The 18,188-nt window shown below is 67.9% G+C and carries 16 protein-coding genes; 9 read left to right on the top strand and 7 right to left on the bottom strand.

Features of this window, described 5'->3' with window-relative positions; translation table 11 throughout:
* Positions 1 to 768 precede the first annotated feature (768 nt).
* Positions 769 to 1,665, bottom strand: coding sequence for a class 1 fructose-bisphosphatase (locus IEX72_RS05735; RefSeq protein WP_188786425.1), 897 nt, complete (start codon positions 1,663 to 1,665; stop codon positions 769 to 771).
* Positions 1,666 to 1,961: 296 nt separating this feature from the next.
* Here IEX72_RS05735 and IEX72_RS05730 point away from each other — a divergent pair, with 296 nt between their 5' ends.
* The 3 genes from IEX72_RS05730 to IEX72_RS05720 are packed head-to-tail and all read left to right on the top strand — an operon-like array spanning position 1,962 to position 5,888.
* Positions 1,962 to 2,987 carry an ABC transporter ATP-binding protein gene (locus IEX72_RS05730; RefSeq protein WP_188786508.1) on the top strand — a complete coding sequence of 342 codons (1,026 nt, stop codon included), beginning with the start codon at positions 1,962 to 1,964 and terminating at the stop codon, positions 2,985 to 2,987.
* Positions 2,984 to 4,828: an ABC transporter permease gene (locus IEX72_RS05725; protein WP_188786424.1), complete on the top strand. Its 1,845-nt coding sequence runs from the start codon at positions 2,984 to 2,986 to the stop codon at positions 4,826 to 4,828. Before IEX72_RS05730 ends, IEX72_RS05725 begins: the two co-directional genes overlap by 4 nt.
* Entirely contained in the window at positions 4,821 to 5,888 is a 1,068-nt protein-coding gene (locus IEX72_RS05720; protein ID WP_188786423.1) for an ABC transporter permease, read from the top strand. Before IEX72_RS05725 ends, IEX72_RS05720 begins: the two co-directional genes overlap by 8 nt.
* A 130-nt stretch (positions 5,889 to 6,018) precedes the next feature.
* Here IEX72_RS05720 and IEX72_RS05715 read toward each other — a convergent pair whose 3' ends face one another.
* Positions 6,019 to 6,225, bottom strand: coding sequence for a cold-shock protein (locus IEX72_RS05715; protein ID WP_121822023.1), 207 nt, complete (start codon positions 6,223 to 6,225; stop codon positions 6,019 to 6,021).
* A gap of 193 nt (positions 6,226 to 6,418) precedes the next feature.
* Here IEX72_RS05715 and IEX72_RS05710 point away from each other — a divergent pair, with 193 nt between their 5' ends.
* Positions 6,419 to 6,769: a DUF5798 family protein gene (locus tag IEX72_RS05710; RefSeq protein WP_188786422.1), complete on the top strand. Its 351-nt coding sequence runs from the start codon at positions 6,419 to 6,421 to the stop codon at positions 6,767 to 6,769.
* A 66-nt stretch (positions 6,770 to 6,835) separates the two neighbouring features.
* Here the strand turns inward: IEX72_RS05710 and IEX72_RS05705 are convergent, their stop codons facing one another.
* The 5 genes from IEX72_RS05705 to btuC form a co-directional block, all read right to left on the bottom strand.
* A complete protein-coding gene (locus tag IEX72_RS05705) occupies positions 6,836 to 7,264 on the bottom strand; it encodes a CoA-binding protein (RefSeq protein WP_188786421.1) in 429 nt (142 codons plus the stop codon).
* Between the two features lie 151 nt (positions 7,265 to 7,415).
* Positions 7,416 to 7,829, bottom strand: coding sequence for an SPASM domain-containing protein (locus tag IEX72_RS05700; RefSeq protein WP_345782304.1), 414 nt, complete (start codon positions 7,827 to 7,829; stop codon positions 7,416 to 7,418).
* A gap of 133 nt (positions 7,830 to 7,962) precedes the next feature.
* Positions 7,963 to 9,012: a transcription initiation factor IIB gene (locus IEX72_RS05695; RefSeq protein ID WP_188786420.1), complete on the bottom strand. Its 1,050-nt coding sequence runs from the start codon at positions 9,010 to 9,012 to the stop codon at positions 7,963 to 7,965.
* 141 nt (positions 9,013 to 9,153) lie between these two features.
* A complete protein-coding gene (locus IEX72_RS05690) occupies positions 9,154 to 10,035 on the bottom strand; it encodes an ABC transporter ATP-binding protein (protein ID WP_188786419.1) in 882 nt (293 codons plus the stop codon).
* Positions 10,032 to 11,051, bottom strand: a complete 1,020-nt coding sequence (gene btuC, locus IEX72_RS05685; RefSeq protein ID WP_188786418.1) for a vitamin B12 ABC transporter permease BtuC — start codon at positions 11,049 to 11,051, stop codon at positions 10,032 to 10,034. Before btuC ends, IEX72_RS05690 begins: the two co-directional genes overlap by 4 nt.
* Positions 11,052 to 11,114: 63 nt before the next feature.
* Between btuC and IEX72_RS05680 the strand changes: the two genes are divergently transcribed.
* From IEX72_RS05680 to IEX72_RS05660, 5 genes are all read left to right on the top strand, one after another.
* The gene (locus tag IEX72_RS05680; protein WP_188786417.1) at positions 11,115 to 12,323 is read left to right on the top strand and encodes a PGF-CTERM-anchored ABC transporter substrate-binding protein; all 1,209 of its coding nucleotides are present in this window, start codon (positions 11,115 to 11,117) and stop codon (positions 12,321 to 12,323) included.
* Between the two features lie 215 nt (positions 12,324 to 12,538).
* Positions 12,539 to 13,375, top strand: coding sequence for an aldo/keto reductase (locus IEX72_RS05675; RefSeq protein ID WP_188786416.1), 837 nt, complete (start codon positions 12,539 to 12,541; stop codon positions 13,373 to 13,375).
* A 108-nt stretch (positions 13,376 to 13,483) separates the two neighbouring features.
* Positions 13,484 to 14,779, top strand: a complete 1,296-nt coding sequence (aroA, locus tag IEX72_RS05670) for a 3-phosphoshikimate 1-carboxyvinyltransferase (RefSeq protein ID WP_188786415.1) — start codon at positions 13,484 to 13,486, stop codon at positions 14,777 to 14,779.
* 93 nt (positions 14,780 to 14,872) lie between these two features.
* Positions 14,873 to 16,024, top strand: a complete 1,152-nt coding sequence (aroC, locus tag IEX72_RS05665; protein ID WP_188786414.1) for a chorismate synthase — start codon at positions 14,873 to 14,875, stop codon at positions 16,022 to 16,024.
* Positions 16,025 to 16,288: 264 nt separating this feature from the next.
* Positions 16,289 to 18,187 carry a 2-oxoacid:acceptor oxidoreductase subunit alpha gene (locus IEX72_RS05660; protein WP_188786413.1) on the top strand — a complete coding sequence of 633 codons (1,899 nt, stop codon included), beginning with the start codon at positions 16,289 to 16,291 and terminating at the stop codon, positions 18,185 to 18,187.
* Position 18,188 lies beyond the last annotated feature (1 nt).

Here is an 18,188-nt window from a genome sequence, read left to right as displayed (position 1 = left end):
ACACCACCGACGGGACCGTGCCACGCGGAGCCGACACCGACCGGCTCCCGGTTCGCGACGTCGACGTCGACGCCGACGGAACCGGTCGGCGGGCCTCCCGGGGCGAGCCCCGATCCGACGCGGGGGCCCGCGACCGGATCCTCGGGCGCCACGCCCTCCGCGTTCCGGACACACTACGACACGACGCAAACGGACGCGTCATGTGTGCGTGTTCACAGCTATATAGAATCCACCATAATACGTTGTAAAACAAACTCGACTGAGACCTTGGAAGCCGATACTCGATTAAATCTCGTTTTCTGAACTGAACTATATATTTGTGTGTCGGCCGACCGGGCCGGCAGCGGCACCGTCGCCGGCAAACTGGACATCCCGGCCGAGCAGATCGGCTCGGTGCCGCCGCTTTTGACGATCGACGACCCGAACGTCAGGCGGCGCGCGGTGGACAGCGTCGCCACGCTGGCCGAACAGGGGCCCCCGGCAGAGTCACCAACGCCCAGCAGGCGCCCGCAGACCGGGACGGAGGAATCCGTGCTCTCGCGGCCGACGTCTGCAGTGACATCGGCATCGCGGCCACAGAGCACAGAGTTGGGTGACGCCGACGCCGTGCCGACGCTCGCGCGTAGGCTCGACTCCGAGGAGCACCCGACCGCCCGCGCGCAGACCCCGGGGTGGCTTCCCCCTCATACTGTCGGCTATAACTACGTGAAGGTTTTCGACACCCCGGGGTGTCGAAATACGTCACGCGACTATAGCCGACAGTATCAGTCACTTCTCGAACCGCGACTCCAGGTCGTCGATCAGTCGCTGGTTACCGACGTACACCGGCGTCCGGGCGTGGAGATCCCCGGGGTCGACGTCCAACAGCGACTGGTGGCCGTCCGAGGACGCCCCTCCAGCTGCCTCGACGATGAACCCGACGGGGTACCCCTCGAACTGGGTCCGGAGTTTGCTCTCCGGCGCGTGCGAAAGCGTCGGATACGCGAAGATCCCACCGTAGGTGAGTACCTGATTGACGTCGCCGATCATCGCCCCGCCGTATCGGAGCTTCATGGAGGGATCCGACTCCACGTCGGCGGCAAACTCCTTGAAGGGCTCGACCCAGTTCGGGACGCGTCCGCCGAACCCGTACACCGTCGGGTCGTCTGGGAGTCGTACGTCCCGCGTGAGCACGTCGTAGTCGCCACCGTCGCGGATCACGTACTCGGTAACGCTGTCCCCTCTCGCGACGACCATCGTGGTGATCGGCCCGTAGAGAACGTACGCCGCCGCGCGGATGTCGTGGCCGGTGGCCGGCAACGGGCCTTCGTAGACCGCGACAATCGTCCCCATCGCGGCGTTGGGTTCGAGGTTCGACGACCCGTCGAGGGGATCGACACAGACCGACACCCCCGACCCGACATCGACCGTCGCCTCCCGCTCCTCGCTGGCGTACGTGCCGACCCCCGAAACCGCCCCGAGTCGGTCACACAGGAGGTCGTCGGCGAACACGTCGGCGGCCATCTGGGTCTCGCCCGAGGGGTTCTGCCCTTCGGCGGCGACACGGCGACCCGGGAGACCCTCGCGGACCTCCGGGGCCGTACGCGCGACGACGTCGACGACGGCATCGACGGTCGCGGTGATCGATTCGGGGTCGGACGGGTCGGTGGTGTCGGGGTCGCTCATTGGTGGGTGGCTCCGGCAGGGGATCGTCACCCGGACGTGCGTCGACCGACCGAATAAACTCTTTGTTGGACCGGAGCCGCGGGTCGAACAGCGTTGCGTAGGGGCCGGCCCGACGCCTCAACGCCGGCCCGACGCCTCAACACCGGCCCGACGCCTCAACACCGGCCCGACGCCTCAACGCCGGCCCGACGCCTCAACACCGGCCCGCATCCGTCCGCCGCCGGACGAGGACAGTCAGAAGCGATACTGCGGCGACGGGTTTTATCCGGAGGGCTCCGTGACGAGGCGTAATGGCGATGATACGCGTCGAAGGGCTCCGGAAGACGTACGGCGACTTCCCCGCCGTGGTGGGCAGCGACTTCACGGTCGAAACCGGGGAGATCTTCGGGATCGTCGGGCCGAACGGGGCCGGCAAGACCACGACGCTGAAGATGCTCGCGGGGTTGGTCGAACCCACCGAAGGGACCGCGACAGTCGCTGGCCGCGCCGCCGACGACACCGAGACCCACCGAAACCTGGGGTTTCTGCCGGAGGAGTCGCCCCTCTACGAGGACATGACTCCCCGGTCGTACCTGGAGTTCTTCGCGGACCTGTATGACGTACCGCGGGCGGAAGCCAGAACGCGCACTGAGTCGACGCTGGACCGGCTGGAGCTGGAACACCGCGAACGCCGGCTGGGGGACATGTCCAAGGGGATGAAGCGGAAGGTCGCGATCGCGAGATCCCTAGTCAACGACCCGGACCTCCTGATCTACGACGAGCCCGCATCCGGACTCGACCCGCTGACGACGAACTACGTCCTCGAGTTCACCCGCGAACTGGCTGACCGGGGGAAGACGGTGGTGTTCAGCGCCCACAACCTCTACCACGTCGAAAGCGTCTGCGACCGGATCGTGATCCTGAATCGCGGGGAGATCATCGCCCGCGGGACTGTTCCTCGGATCCGCGAGACCTACGGGGAGACCACCTACCACGTGTTCACGAGTGTGCCCCTCGAAGCCAGCGAGCCGGTGGCGGGAAGCGAGGCCGAACGCCACCGCACGACCGTCCCGAACATGGACGCCGTCGACGCGCTCAGAGACGACGCCGCAACGGCGGGCGGGCGCGTGGTCGACATCCGGACCCGAGAACAGAGCTTAGAGGACATCTTTCTCGACCTCGCCCGCGGGACGCCCGACACGGGGACCGACCGCGGCCGCGAACCGGCGGGTGCGGGCGATAACGGATCCGCGACACGCAATCCCGACGACCCGCCGGCGCCGTCAACGCCCGGATCCGCGGGGCGCGACGCGCCCGACGGCCCCGGGGGCGACCGACGGTGAGACGGTCGCCGCGCGACCACCTGCGCGCCGTCCTCCGAATCGCCCGGTGGGAGGTCGAACGCTCGGCGGGCGTGGTGGACCGCCGGACCGCTGCCCTGGGCGTGATCGCGCTCCTCCTCGCGGGCGGTGTCGTCGCTGCGGGCGCCGCCGGGGGCGGGGTCGCACTCGACCGCGACATCTACCGGGTCGGCGTCGCACCCGACAGCCCCTACCGCGCGCCCGTCGAAAGCAGCGTCGCGCTCGACGCTCAGCCACCAGATCCCGACGCGTTCCGCGCGGGCCGCGTCGAAGTGTTGGTCCGGGACGGCGACGTGGTGGTGGCAAACTCCCAGAAGGGGCGGGCCGCGGCCGGGGCGTTCCGGTCGGCGGTGCGCGCCCACAACGTGGGGCTGATGCGCGCCGAGGAAAACGGCTCTTCGGCGTTCCCAGTCGTGGTTGTGGTGGAGTACGCCTCCCGGTCGGCGGCGCTCCCGGACTCCGTCACCGCCGACGAGGGTGACGGTCGCGGGATCAGTGGTAGTGGTGACGGCGGGGACGGCGCTGGCGGTGGCGAGGGCGGCGGCGCTAGCGGTGGCGGCGGCGCTGGCGGTGGCGAGGGCGGCGGCGCTGGCGAGGGTGACGGTGGCGGCGGGGCGGGTGGCCCGCTCGGCGTCCCGGCACTCGACGGTCTCAACCCCCTGAGCGGCGGCGGGTCGGGGTCGCCAGCGGAGATCCAGCCGCCGTTCCCGTTCGGGTCGTTGGTGTTGGCGTTCGCCTTTCTGGTGCCGATGAACTTCGTGATCCAGGCGTACGGGTCGACCATACTCAACGAACGAATCAACCGCCGCGGGGAACTCCTGCTCGTGGCCCCGGTCTCGCCCGGCGACATCGTGGCGGGGAAAACGCTGCCGTATCTGGGGCTGCTGGTCGGCCTTACCACGCTCGTTGCGGTCGCGGTCGGCGGCAGCATCGTCGCGGTTGCGGCGGCGCTGCCGATCGCGCTGCTCTTCCTTTCGGCAACGTTTGCGGGCGCGATGTTCGCGCGGTCGTTCAAGGAACTCACCTTCGTGACCGTGACCGTCTCGGTGTTCCTGACCTCTTATACGTTCGTGCCGGCGATCTTCGCGAACGTCACGCCGATCGCGCTGATCTCCCCGCTCACCGTGGTGGTCCGGGACCTCCAGCCGCTGCAGTCGGTCGCTCCCGCGGAGTTCGCGTTCGCAACGCTTCCATTCGCCCTGTGTGCCGGCGTGCTGTTCCTGCTCGGCACCGGCATCTACCGCGAGGAGGACCTCTTCACCCAGCGTCCCGTCCCGCTGAAGTTGCTGGACGCGCTCGCGGTGCGGGTCACCCGGCCGCGGGACGCCGCCGTCCTCGCGGGGCTGTCGGTGCCGTTCGTGTTCGTCGCGGAGTTGCTCGTGGTCGCGACCCTGTTCGCGCTGCCGGTGTCGGTGACGGTTCCGGTCGTCCTGGTCGCGGTCGCGGTCGTTGAGGAGGTCGCAAAGAGCCTTCACCTCCTCGCGGCGTTCGAGGCCGACCGGTTCTCGCGGACCCGGCGGACCGCGCTCGTGCTCGGCGGGCTGGCGGGGCTCGGCTTCTTCGTCGGCGAGAAGTTCACCGCGGTTGTTCAGGTTGTGGGGCTCCCCGAACTGGTGTTGGGGCAGGCGGCGTTCGCGCCCTCGGGGATCGGGGTCTCGACCGGAGTCGCGCTGTTTCTCGCGCCGCTCGCGCTCCACGTCGTCACCACCGCCATCGCCGCGTCGGGCGCGCGCCGGAACCTCCGGTGGTACGCCGCCGCGTTGGTCGGGAGCATCGCGGTGCACGCCGCGTACAACCTCACGGTGGTGACCCGGCTTGCGTGACCGCACCGACTCGCGTGTCACCATCGCCCGCCGAGAGCTGGGGAGCCTTCGGAAGGAGAAGACCATCGTACTAGCGCTCGCGCTCCAGCTGCTCATCGCGGCGTTCTCGTCGTTCCTAGTTGTCGGGCTCGTGTCGCTGTACGACCCGGGCCAGGTCGGCGGCGCTGAGGTCGACGTCGCGGTCACCGGCGACGCGGCTGAGGACCTGATCAGCGCCTCGCAGGAGGTTCGCGGGGTCGACGCACAGCCATACCGCACCGAGGAGGCAGCGATGCGGGCGTTCCAGGAGTACCGCGCGACCGGCATCGACGCCGTGGTCGTGGCCGAAACCCGCGACGAGCGGGTGTTCGTCAGGGCGGTCGCGCCCGACTCCAACGTCCAGACCACGGTCGTTGTGGTGCAACTGCGCGACGTGCTCCGCGCCTTCGAGCGCGCCGAGCGGACCGACCGAGCGGCGTTCCTGTCGTCGACGCCGCTCGAACTCCCGCCGGAGACCGACTCCAGCCCGTACTTCGGGTTCACCTACACCATCCTGTTACCGCTGCTTCTGGTGTTGCCGGTGTTCATTTCCGGGTCGATCACGGTGGACTCCGTCACCGAGGAGATCGACCGCGGCACGCTCGAACTCCTCCGGGTCGCGCCTGTCACCCTCCACGACGTCGTTGACGGGAAACTCGCGGCCGCGGCGGGCCTCGCGCCGATCCAGGCCGGGGCCTGGATCGTGCTGCTCGAACTCAACGGGACCAGCGTCGCCAACGCGATGGCGCTCGTCACGCTCGTTGCCGGCCTCGCGCTACTCGTCTGCGGGCTCGGGGCGGCGGTCGCGCTGGTCTCGCCCGACCGACGCGCCGCGCAGTTCCTCTACTCCATCGCGGTCCTGTTCGTGATCGGCGGGACCACACTCCTGCCGCACGGGCCGGTCACCGCCGCCGCCCGGCTCGGCATCGGCAGCCCCGCCACCGCCGACTTCCTCGCAGTCGCGAGTGTGGCCCTGCTCGCGATCGCGGTCTACCTCGGGCTCCACCGGCTCGTCGACCGCGTCGACGCCGACGCGCTCTGATCCGGGTAGATGTCGTGTGGTCCGGCTCGCTCTCGCCGTCGCACGAGGCAGACGGCTGCCACTACGCCCGTTGTGTGTGGTGAAAAAATCGGATCTCGGTCCGCCGCCGTGTGCGACGGGTGTGTTGGTGTTACTGCCGGACGACGTTCGACGCGCGAGGCCCCTTGGGAGAGGACTCGATGTCGAACTCGACCTCGGTCCCCTCGGTGAGGTCTTCGCCGCCGACGTCCTCCATGTGGAAGAACACGTCTTCGTCGTCGTCGAGGTCGCCGTCGTCAGTCGAAATGAAACCGTAGCCGCCTGTGTCGTTGAAGAAATCAACCTTTCCGTTTGCCATTGCGAACGAACGTACTACGAGTGGAGGGATAACCCTTCCGAGGGTCGCGGTCTCACGGCCCCCGCCGGACGTTCGCAGTGTTCCCGGTCGGACGCCCGCCCCCGACCGATTCCCCGCTCGGGCGGTCCGGCCGTCCCGACTGTCCCTGCTGGAAGCCGGAACGCACACAAACCCGGACCGCCGAACAGGACACATGGGACTTGGAGGCACGGCACGGAAGCTCCAGAAAGTGACGGACATGGCGGAGGACGTCTACACCCGGCTGAACGACCTCCGTGAGCAGATCGTAGAGATGCGCGAGACCACCCGGGAGACCAGCGACCGGGTCGACCGCTTGGAACGGGAAACCGCGGAGGTGCGGGCGCTGGTGGAAGCGCTCGCCGACGCGGAGGATATCGATATCGAGCGGGTGACCGCCGAAGCACACATCGCCGAAGCCGAAGCCGAAGCAGAAGTCGAAGCCGACGCGCAGACGGACGACAGCACCGAGGCATCCGACGCCGCCGACAGCACCGAGGCATCCGACGCCGCCGACAGCACCTGACCCGCTCAGGCGGGGTTGGTTGACTCGCCGCCCGGACGCCGTTCGGTCCGTCGCCCGTATCGAGGCTTACCCGACCAGTCGTCGGTGTTCGACCTTCATACACGCGTCCTGGACGAAATCCAGCCCGGCGTCGGCGGCCCGCTGCCCCGCGTCGTCGTCGACGATGTCCAGTTGGAGCCACACCGCCGACACGTCGTCCAGCCGTTCAGCCCGCTCGGTCGCGCTGTCGACGATCCCGCCCACCTCCTCGCTGGGGCGGAACACGTTCACCACGTCGACGTCGATCGATTCCGGAATCTCCGCGAGGGTGTCGGACGCGGTCTCGTCCAAGATCTCGTCGGCGAAAGGGTTCACCGGGACGATCCGGTAGCCGTGGCGCTGTAGGTACGCCGGGATGTCGTGGGCCGCCTTGCCGGGCGTGGTTGAGCAGCCGACTACCGCGACCGTGTGGTGGTCAAGGATCCGGCTGAGTCCGTCGTCGTCGGAGACGAGCATACCGGCCGCACGTCGCGGGCGCGTAAAATACTGCCGCGAACGCACCACCGAGACCCGCGGATGCACCATGCCGCGAGCGCACCACCGAGACCCGCGGATGCACCATCCCGTGGATGCACTACGAGCGTCCGGGCGCACCCCCACAACCGTCTCAGTCCGCGACCGACCCGCCCACGCCGGCCGCCGGTCCCAACCGCTCCTCGCGGGTCAGGTAACACTGCGGATCGGGCGCGAACACGTCACCTTCCGCCGCGAACGCCCGGAGCCGGGAGCCGCCCCGGCAGACGCCTCGGTGGCGACACGTCGCACACCGCCCGGTCAGGTGTTCCTCGCGGTTCCGGAGGCCGGCCAGAAGCGGGTTCGAGTCGTCCTCCCAGATCGCGCCGAACGGGCGGTCGCGGACGTTGCCGAGGCTGTAGCCCTGCCAGAACTGCGTGGGGTGGACGTTCCCCTGGTAGTCGACGTCCGCGATCCGCTCGCCCGCCGGGTCGCCGCCGTTGACCTCGAGATACCGGCGGACGGCGGACGCGCGGTCCCCGCCGAACCAGTCGCGGGCGTGCTCCACGAGGAACGCGGCGTCGCAGTAGTTGCCAACCAGCAGCGTTTCGACCGTTCTGCCGGCGTCGTGAGTACTACTGCGCGCCCCACCGGACGATGGGTATGAAAGGCGTCGTCGTCGTGGAATAACGTCGCGAGTATCAGGTCTGGGCGCGCCGGCTCCGGCCGCCGTGTGGGGAGTCGAGGTCCCACGCCTCCAGGAGTTCCTGGTACCGGTTCCGGATCGTGACCTCGGAGATGTCGGTCGCCTTGCTCACGTCTGCCTGTGTGAGGTCCTCGTTCGTTAACTGCGCCGAGGCGTACAGCGCGGCTGCGGCGAGCCCCACCGGTGATTTCCCGGAGTGGACGTTCTCCCGCTTTGCGTTCTCGAGTAGCTCCCGTGCGGTCCGCTCGGTCTCTTTTGGGACCTCCAGATCGGACGCGAAGCGGGGGACGTACTCCTCGGGGTCCGCCGGTTGGATCTCCAAGGAGAGCTCCCGGACGACGTAGCGGTAGGCCCGCTCGAACTCGTCTTCCTCTACCCGGGAGACGCGCGCAACCTCGTCGATGCTCCGCGGAACTTGGGCCATCCGGGCGGCGGCGTGCAGCGACGCGGTCGCGATCCCCTCGATGGAGCGACCGGGCAGAAGGTCCTCATCGAGCGCGCGGCGGTAGATGACCGACGCGGTCTCGCGGACGTTTTCGGGGAGTCCGAGCGCGGACGCCATGCGATCGATCTCGCCGAGCGCCTGCTTGAGGTTGCGCTCTTTCGAGTCGCGGGTGCGGAACCGCTCGTTCCACGTCCGGAGCCGCTGCATCTTCTGGCGCTGGTTCGACGACAGGGAGTTGCCGTAGGCGTCTTTGTTCTGCCACCCGATGTTGGTCGAGAGCCCCTTGTCGTGCATGAGGTTGGTCGTCGGCGCGCCCACGCGGGATTTCTGGTCGCGCTCTGCGCTGTCGAAAGCGCGCCACTCCGGCCCGCGGTCGATCGAGTCCTCGTCGACGACCAGTCCGCAGTCGTCACACACCGTCTCGCCGCGCTCGCTGTCGGTCACCAGGTCCGTCGAACCACACTCCGGACACTGGAGTTCCGCCTCTGACTCGTCGGAGCGTTCCGCGGTCTCGGTCTGTGTCGCGTTCCCGGGGTCGCTGTCGTGGTCTCGCCACTCTCGTTCGTCGTCTCGCGTGCGCGCGTGAAGGGCATCACTCATTTTGTGTCACCGGAGGTCGATGAGAACCGAACCATCGCCTCGCTCTCACTAAACTATTGTTTGGCTCGCGTAAAAAATCTGTTGGCCGTACACGAACATAATGTTCGATCCGGACGTTTGGAGTCGCAACGCCGCGCCGGCTCACGGCTCGGAGCCGTCGGAACCGCTCCCGGCCGGCCGCGGAGCGACGGAGTCGGATCGATCACCCGACGGTGCCTCGTCGTCACCGAGTGCCGTGACCGACACCGTGCCCGTGACTGGGTTCTCCGAGACGACCGCGGTGGCGTCGAACGCGTCCCGGATCGCCGACTCGGTGAGCACCGTTGCCGGCGGGCCAGCGGCGACGACACGGCCGTCCGAGATCAACAAGAGTTCGTCGCAGTACCGGGCCGCGAGGTCGAGGTCGTGGATCGCGGCGAGGGCGGTTCGGCCCTCCGCGGCGAGGTCGGACACGAGGTCGAGCGTCCGCACCTGGTGGTTGATGTCGAGGCTGCCGGTCGGTTCGTCCAACAGCAACAACGGGGCGTCCTGTGCGAGCGCCCGCGCGAGGAGCACCCGCTGGCGTTCCCCGCCGGAGAGGGTAGTGACCCCTCGGTCGGCGAACTGGTGGGTGTCTGTCCGGTCGAGCGCGCGCTCGACCGCCGCGGCGTCGGCGTCGGTCCACCTGCCGAACCGCGACCGGTGCGGGTTTCGGCCCATCTCGACGAGCGTCCGAACGTCGAACTCGAATGCGACCGTCGTGTCCTGAGGCACGCTCGCGACGAGTCGGCTCGTCGCCTTCGAGGAGAGGCCGTGGATCCGCTGCCCGTCAACGGCGACGTGACCGGCGTCCGGCGGGATCGCGCCCGCGACCGTCCGGAGCAGCGTTGTCTTCCCCGCGCCGTTGGGGCCGACGACACCGACGAACCGTCCGCGGTCAGTCTCCGTGTCGACGCCGTTGAGAACAGTCGCTCCGCCGAGCCGAACTCGGAGGCCGTCGATCGTGAGCAGCGGTTCCGCCGAGACCGCGCGGTCGGTGCTCACAGCTCCGTCACCTCTCGGGAACGGAGCAGATACAGAAAGAAGGGTGCGCCGAGCGCTGCAGTCACGATCCCGACCGGGATTTCGGCGGGGCCGGATCGAGCCAGCGTGTCGGTCGCGACGAGGAACGACGCTCCCGCCAGCGCGCTGGAAGGAAGCAGGATCCGGTGGTCGGGGCCGACGAGCAGACGCATCCCGTGCGGCACGATGAGACCGACGAACCCGATCACCCCGGTCACCGCGACCGCGGCGGCAGTCGCGACGCTCGACACCGCGAGCAGGATCCGCTTCGTGCGTTCGACCTCAACGCCGAGACCGCGAGCTTGCTCCTCGCCGAGCAGAAGGACGTTCAGATCGCGAGCGTAGAACAGGAGGACGAGAAACAGCGGTGGAAGCGCGACCGCGATGACCTGGACCTCGTCCCAGGTCGTTCCGCCGAGGTGGCCCATGAGCCAGTAGACCACCCGTCGGAGGCTTTGCCCGCTGTGGAGCAGCAGAAGCGAGATAATCGCGCCCAAGAACGTCTGGACGGCGACTCCAGCCAGCAGGAGGGTCGCGGTCGGCGTGTGCCCGCCCTGTGTCGCGATGAGGTAGACGCCGAACGCGGCGAGCACCGCCGCGAGAAACGCTGCGGCCTGAAGCTCTAGCCCGAACGGGAGCGCGAAGGGGAGCACGATGGTCGCGACCGCCCCCACGGCAGCCCCCGAAGAGACGCCGATGATCGAGGGGTCGGCCATCGGATTCCGGAAGAACCCCTGCATCACGGTGCCGGCAGTCGCCAACGCGACGCCGACGAACGCCGCCAACACGATCCGTGGGAGGCGCACGTTGAGGACGATGACCCGGCTCGTCCGGGGCGCCTCGAACCCGAGCGGGATCGGGTCCGCAGAGAGGAGAACCTTCGCGACCGTCGCTGGCGGGATCGAAACCGGCCCCGTACCGGCGCTGATCACCAGAACGACCGCAAGAAGGCCCGTCAGGCCCGTCGACCACGCGAGCGTCCGAGTCCGTAGGGTCACGATACGTCAACAAGTGTAGTTGGATTAGCCAAGTACTTGTTGCAATATCTCGCACGTGGGTGTATGCAACGCCACGCGTATCTGGTCTCGGTTCTGGTTGTCGTCGCCGCTGTCGGCCCGGGTGCCGGCGGCATCGTCGCGGCCTCGCCCACGCACACGAGCGCCGATATCGCCGTCCAGAGCGACTCCGGAGTGTCCCACGCCGTTGTGTCGGACCGGCGGCCAGCCGTCCGAAACGCCCAGTCTGACGCGTGTGCATTCCCGTATACCGCTACCGACGCCACTGGGGCCGAGGTGACGATCGAGGCCGACCCCGAGCGGATCGTCACGCTGAATCCCAGTGCCGCACAGACGATGTGGGAGATCGGCGCCCGAGACGAGGTTGTCGGCGTCTCGCAGTACGCGTCGTACCTCGACGGTGCCAGCGAGAAGGCGAACGTCTCCGGACCCAGCGGTCCGAGCGTCGAGAGAGTCATCGACGCGAACCCGGACCTCGTCTTGGTGCCGAGTAGTTCCTACGGCGCGGCCAAGGAGCGAACACAGCAACTCCGTGATCAGGGGATCCCGGTGTTCGTGTTCGGGCAGGGGACGTCTCTGGCGTTCGTCGCGAACAAGACCGAGGTGACCGGACGGCTGACCGGTAACTGCGAGGCCGGAACCGAGCGCGCCGCCGAGATGCGGCGGTCGATCGCGCTGATGGAGCAAGCGCTCGGCGACAGCGAGCACCCGGTCGGGCTGAACGTCTTCTTCGGGTACACGTCGGGCTCGAACACGTTTATCAGCGACGTGATGGAGACCGCCGGAGTGCGGAACGGAGCCGCCGAGGTCAACGTCTCCGGATTCCGGCAGATCAACGACGAACAGGTGGTCGAGCTGAACCCCGAGTGGATCGTCGTCCCGGAGCACAGTCCCGTGCCCGCGACGCCGGCGTACAACAGTACGACTGCGGTCCAGGAGGGCAACGTCGTTGTCGTGAACACGAGCTACCTCCAGCAACCCGCTCCACGGGCTGTGATCGCCGCGGAGACGGTTATGCAGTCGGTCCACCCCGAAGCGTACGACAAGTACCGCGAGCGGCAGGCCGGCGCGGAGGGCGAGTCGACCGTGACCACCGAGTCTGCGCCCACCACCGCCCCATCGGAGACGGCGGCGACGGCGACCCCCACGCCCGAGTCGCCGTCGACGACCGCTACCGGGACGCCCGGGTTCGGACCCCTGGTTTCTGTCGCCGCAGTCGCGGCACTCGCCGTGCTGCTAGCGAGGCGTCGCTGACCGTCGACAGCCTGGCAGCCCTCTGTGGCGAACAGCCGGCACACCGCACCCCACGCCGTCGTGCCGGACACCCGCTGCCCGACGTGGGATCGACCTCACGTCACGGGGGCGGTGGTCCCGGATCCGGATATAAACCTTCGTGACCGGGACGGGACCGCCCGATCGGTCGCTCGGAAGCGGTAGTTTCAATCGGCGGTCCGACGAACGCGTGGCGTATGGGTATTCCGACACACACGCTCCCGAGCGGCGACGAACTCCCCGCACTCGGGTTCGGGACGTACGACCTCGACGACGAACAGACCACAGAGAGCGTCCGCACCGCGCTCGAGGCCGGGTACGCCCACATCGATACCGCGGAGGGATACCACAACGAGGTGGCCATCGGCGACGTGCTCGCGGCGTACGACCGCGACGATCTTTTTCTCACCTCGAAGGTACTGCCGAAACACCTCGACTACGAGTCGGTGATCGCGTCGTGTGAGGCGTCGCTCGACCGCCTCGGTACCGACTACCTCGACCTCTATCTGATCCACTGGCCAAACCCCGCGATCTCGCTCCGGGAGACGTTGCGGGCGATGGCACGGCTCCACGACCGCGGGCTGGTCCGGAACGTCGGCGTCTCGAACTTCAGCGCCTACCAGTTGAGCTGTGCCCACCACATCTCCGAGGTCCCCATCGCGGTCAACCAGATCGAGTTCCACCCGTGGTTCCAGCGCCCCGATCTGGTCGACTACTGCCACGAGACCGACACCGTCGTTGAGGCGGCGGCGCCGCTGGCCCGGACGGACGTCCTGGACGACGCGGTCGTGCAGGAACTCGCCGAGAAGCACGACCGAAGCCCTGCCCAGATCGTCCTCGGGTGGGCCGTTGACCGCGACGTCGTGCCGCTGCCGCGGTCGTCCTCGCCCGAGCACGTCCGGGCCAACGCCGACCTCGACGTCTCGCTGGACGAGGAGGATCGCCGCCGGCTCGACGGCTGCGACCGCGACCAGCCGGTGTACGACTTCCCGGCGCGGGAGTGGACCGGCGACGTGTACGGGATCGAGCAGTAGCGCTCGCGCCAGTACTCCGAGGCTCACCCCGCGCCCGCAACCACGTCGCCGGCGATCCACCGAGCCGCGACAGTAAGGATGAAACCCCGCCCCACGCCACCAACGGGTATGGACGTCACGATCCCGGAGTCACGCGTCGCTGGCCGCGTACGCGCGCCGCCCTCGAAGAGCTACACCCATCGCGCGATCCTGGCGGCCGGATACGGCGACGAAGCGACGATCACGGATCCACTGGTGAGCGCTGACACCCGGGCGACGATGCGCGCGGTCGCGGCGTTCGGCGGCAGCGTCGACCGCGGGGACGACCGACTCTCGGTGTCGGGCTTCGACGGCCGGCCCGACGTCCCGGGCGACGTGATCGACTGTGCGAACTCCGGGACGACCACGAGGCTCGTGACCGCCTGCGGCGCGCTGGCGGACGGGCTCTGCGTGTTCACCGGCGACGAGTCGCTCCGGTCGCGTCCCCAGGGCCCGCTGCTCGACGCGATCGACCAGTTGAGCGGGCGTGCGGAGTCGACGCGGGGTAACGGCCAGGCGCCGCTCGTGGTCGGCGGCGGGATCGGGGGCGGGACGGTGTCGATCCCCGGCGACGTGTCGTCGCAGTATATCACCGCGCTGCTGATGGCCGGTGCGGTCACCGACGAGGGAATCGAGATCGAGTTGGAGACCGAACTGAAATCCGCGCCGTACGTCGACATCACCATCGAAGTCCTCGATGGCTTCGGGGTCGTGGTCGAGCGGACGGCGGACGGGTTCTCGGTCCCGGGTGGGCAGTCCTACCACCCGGCGGGCGGCGAGTACGCCGTCCCGGGCGACTTCTCGTCGATGTCGTACCTGCTCGCAGCGGGCGCCGTCGCGGCAGCCGACGGCGACAGCGTGGTCGTCGAGGGCGCGCGCCCCAGCGCACAGGGCGACAGCGCGATCGTCGACATCATCGATTCGATGGGTGCGTCGGTCGAGTGGGATCGCACGGCGGGCGAGATCACGGTCCCTCGGGCGTCGCTGTCGGGGACCGTCGTCGACGTGGGCGACACCCCCGACCTGCTTCCGACGATCGCGGCCCTCGGCGCGGTCGCCGACGGCGACACCGTGATCGAAAACTGCGAGCATGTCCGGTACAAAGAGACCGACCGCGTGGCAGCAATGGCCGAGGAGTTGGCAAACCTCGGTGCGTCGGTCACGGAAAAACAGGATCGGCTCACGGTCCACGGCAGCGAGAGCGACCTGGAGGGCGCACGGGTCGACGGCCGGCACGACCACCGGATCGTTATGTCGCTTGCGGTCGCCGGGTTGGTCGCCGACGGCGAGACGACCATTGCGGGCGGCGAGCACGTCGACGTGTCGTTCCCCGACTTCTTCGACACTCTGGGGTCGCTCGGGGTCACCGTCTCGACGAGCGGGTAGGCGTCGGGAGAGCACACACCAGGGGCGCCCCGGACCACGAAATGACTCCCATTTTCTGAACGTATTTAACCCCGGAACCCCGACCACGGCGTAATGAACGGGAACCGATTCGGGCGGTTGTTCCAGGTCACGACCTACGGCGAGAGCCACGGCGACGCCATGGGCGTGACCGTTTCGGGATGCCCTGCCGGTCTCGAACTCGACGAGTCCGACGTCCAGGCCGAACTCGACCGGCGGAAGCCGGGTCAGTCCATGATCACTACCTCCCGCGGGGAACCCGACGCGGTCGTCATCAACTCGGGAACCCAAGACGGGTACACCACGGGTACCCCCATTGGGATGGTCATCGAGAACAAGGACGCGCGTTCCGGGAAGTACGAACCGTTCGTGACCGCGCCGCGCCCCAGCCACGGCGACTTCACCTACTCCGCGAAGTTCGGCACCCGTAACTGGGGTGGCGGCGGCCGGTCATCGGCCAGAGAGACACTAAACTGGGTCGCAGCGGGCGCGGTCGCGAAGAAGATCCTAGAGCAGGACGGCATCCGAGTGAAGGCGCACGTGAACCAGATCGGCGACATCGAGGCCCCGCCGGTGACTTTCGAGGAGATGCTCGAACACACCGAGAACAACGAAGTGCGGTGTGGCCACCCCCAAACGGCAGACGAGATGCGTGAGCGGATCGACGAGTACCAGAAAGCCGGCGACTCCATCGGTGGGTCGATCTACTTCGAGGCCCGCGGTGTCCCGCGCGGACTGGGTGCGCCCCGGTTCGACTCGTTTCCCGCACGGTTGGGACAGGCGATGATGGCGATCCCAGCAACCACCGGCTTCGAGTTCGGCTTGGGCAGTGAGGCCCGGGGGTGGACCGGGTCGGACAGAAACGAGGACTGGGAGTTTGACGCCGACGGCGACCCCGCCCCCGAAGGCAACACCCACGGCGGCCTCCAGGGTGGGATCACCACCGGACAGCCGATCTATGGCGAGGCCACCTGGCACGCCCCCACGTCGATCCCGAAGACCCAGAAGACAGCCGATTGGGAGACCGGCGAGGAAAAGGAGATCCAGGTGGTCGGCCGCCACGACCCCGTGTTGCCGCCGCGGGCGGTCCCGGTCGTCGAAGCGATGCTGAACCTGACCATCGTCGACTTCATGCTTCTCGGCGGGCGGCTCAACCCCGACCGCCTGGACGATCAGCCGGGCGAGTACGACACCGACTACCACCCGTCGAGCCCCGACAACGAGTAGGGATCGGACCCGGAACCGGGTGGATCCCGGCCGGAACGGGCGCGGTGATTGTGCCCACCCGGTCGGCAAATCGAGTATAACACGAAATACCGCCAGTGATTACTCTGTTTAGTGAACGAATCTGTGGGTGTTGGTGCGAATAATGGGTGTTCCACACACATATTAGGATTATCATTATCTTTCCTTGGTAACTTATAGCAAAGGCTTTAATCGACTCGTAGCGATAGTGTTTGGTAGTGGCCCCTACGGGCCGTGAGCTCAACTATGACCACCGACGAACTCATCTGGCGGATCGCAGGCGGGTCCGGCGACGGGATCGCCTCCACCAGCCAGAACTTCGCGAAGGCCCTGATGCGATCGGGGCTGGACGTATTCACGCACCGGCATTATCCGTCGCGCATCCGCGGCGGCCACACGTACACCGAGGTACGCGTCTCCGCCGACCCGATCCGGTCCCGGGGCGACGGGTACAACTTCCTGCTTGCACTGGGTGACTCCTTCGCGCGGAACCCACAGGAGAACGCTTACTACGGCAACGAGGAGGTCAAGCCCCTCTCGGAGAACCTCGATGACCTCGACGACGGCGGGGTCATCGTCTACGACTCGGGGCTGCTCGACACCGACGACATCCCCGACTTCGATCAGCGGGTCGAAGAACACGGGTGGCACGTCTACGACATCGACCTCCGGACCATCGCCAGAGAGCACGGCCGCGAGGTGATGCGGAACACCGCGGGTGTCGCGGTCACCTGCGCCATCGCCGGAATCGAACCCGAGGTTATCAAGAGCCTCATGGACGACACGATGCCGGAGAAGGTGTTCGAGCCGAACATGTCGGTCTTCGACGACGCCTACGGCGTCGTCACCGAGGAGTACGACGCCGACGCCCCCGACATCTCGATTCCATCGGGTTCCCACGACGAAGAGCAGGTCCTCATCTCGGGGTCAGACGCCATCGCGTACGGTGCCCTTGACGAGGGGTGTCGGTTCATCGCTGGGTACCCGATGACGCCGTGGACCGAGGTGTTCACGATCATGTCTCAGAACCTTCCGGAAGTCGGCGGGATCTCCGAACAGGTCGAAGACGAGATCGCTGCGGCGGCGCTTGCGATCGGCGCCTCCCACGCCGGCGTGAAGGCGATGTCCGGCTCCTCGGGCGGCGGCTTCGCGCTGATGTCGGAGCCGCTCGGACTCGCGGAGATGACCGAGACACCGGTCGTGCTCATCGAGGCGATGCGCGCGGGCCCCTCCACGGGGATGCCGACGAAGACCGAGCAGGGCGATCTCGAACACGTCCTCTACACCTCCCAGGGCGACTCCCACCGAGTGGTGTTCGCGCCCGCTGACGCCGAGGAGGCGTACCGACAGACCCGGCGGGCGTTCCAGATCGCCTACGAGTACCAGATTCCGTCGATCGTCCTCTACGACCAGAAAAACGGCGGCGAACTCCAGAACGTTCCCGCCAGCGTCTTCGACGAGGCGCCCAACCCCGACCTCGGGTCGGTCATCACCGAGGCGGAGTTGGCAGACGCTCCCCACGACCCCTCCGGAAAGTACAACCGGTTCCAACACGGCGTCGAGGACAACGTCAGCCCCCGGTCGATCCCGGGTCAAGAGGGCGGTCGGTACCTCGCGACCGGCAACGAACACATGCCCGCCGGTCACATCTCCGAGAGCCCGGACAACCGCGTGAACCAGGTGAACCGCCGGATGTCCAAGATGGAGACCATCCGAGCGGAGCTTGACGCCGACGGCGGCCAGCGGAACTTCCACCACGGGCCCGCCGACGCGGACTACGGAATCTTGACGTTCGGCTCCCAGCAGGGCACCGCCGTTGAGGCGGTCGACCGGCTGAACGACGAGGGCGAGTCGGTGAAGCTGCTCGGCGTCTCCGAGCTCGCGCCGTACCCCGTCGAGGAAGTCACCGGGTTCATCGAGAGCGTCAACGAGGTGTTAGTCGTGGAGATGAACGCCTCCGCGCAGTTCCGCGGCCTAACGCAAAAGGAGCTCGGCCGCTTCGGCGACAAGCTCTCGAGCCTCCTGAAGTACAACGGCAACCCCTTCGAGCCCGCCGAGATCGTCGAAGGATTCGTCACGAGCATCGTCGAGGACGGGAGGCTTCCCGGCCACGAGACCAAGTTCGTCCCCGCAGCAGGTGATTAAC

This window comes from Halobellus salinus (assembly GCF_014646875.1).
Lineage (GTDB): Archaea > Halobacteriota > Halobacteria > Halobacteriales > Haloferacaceae > Haloquadratum > Haloquadratum salinum.
Note: the sequence above shows the minus strand (reverse complement) of the source record. Positions and strands in the feature narration are given on the sequence as shown.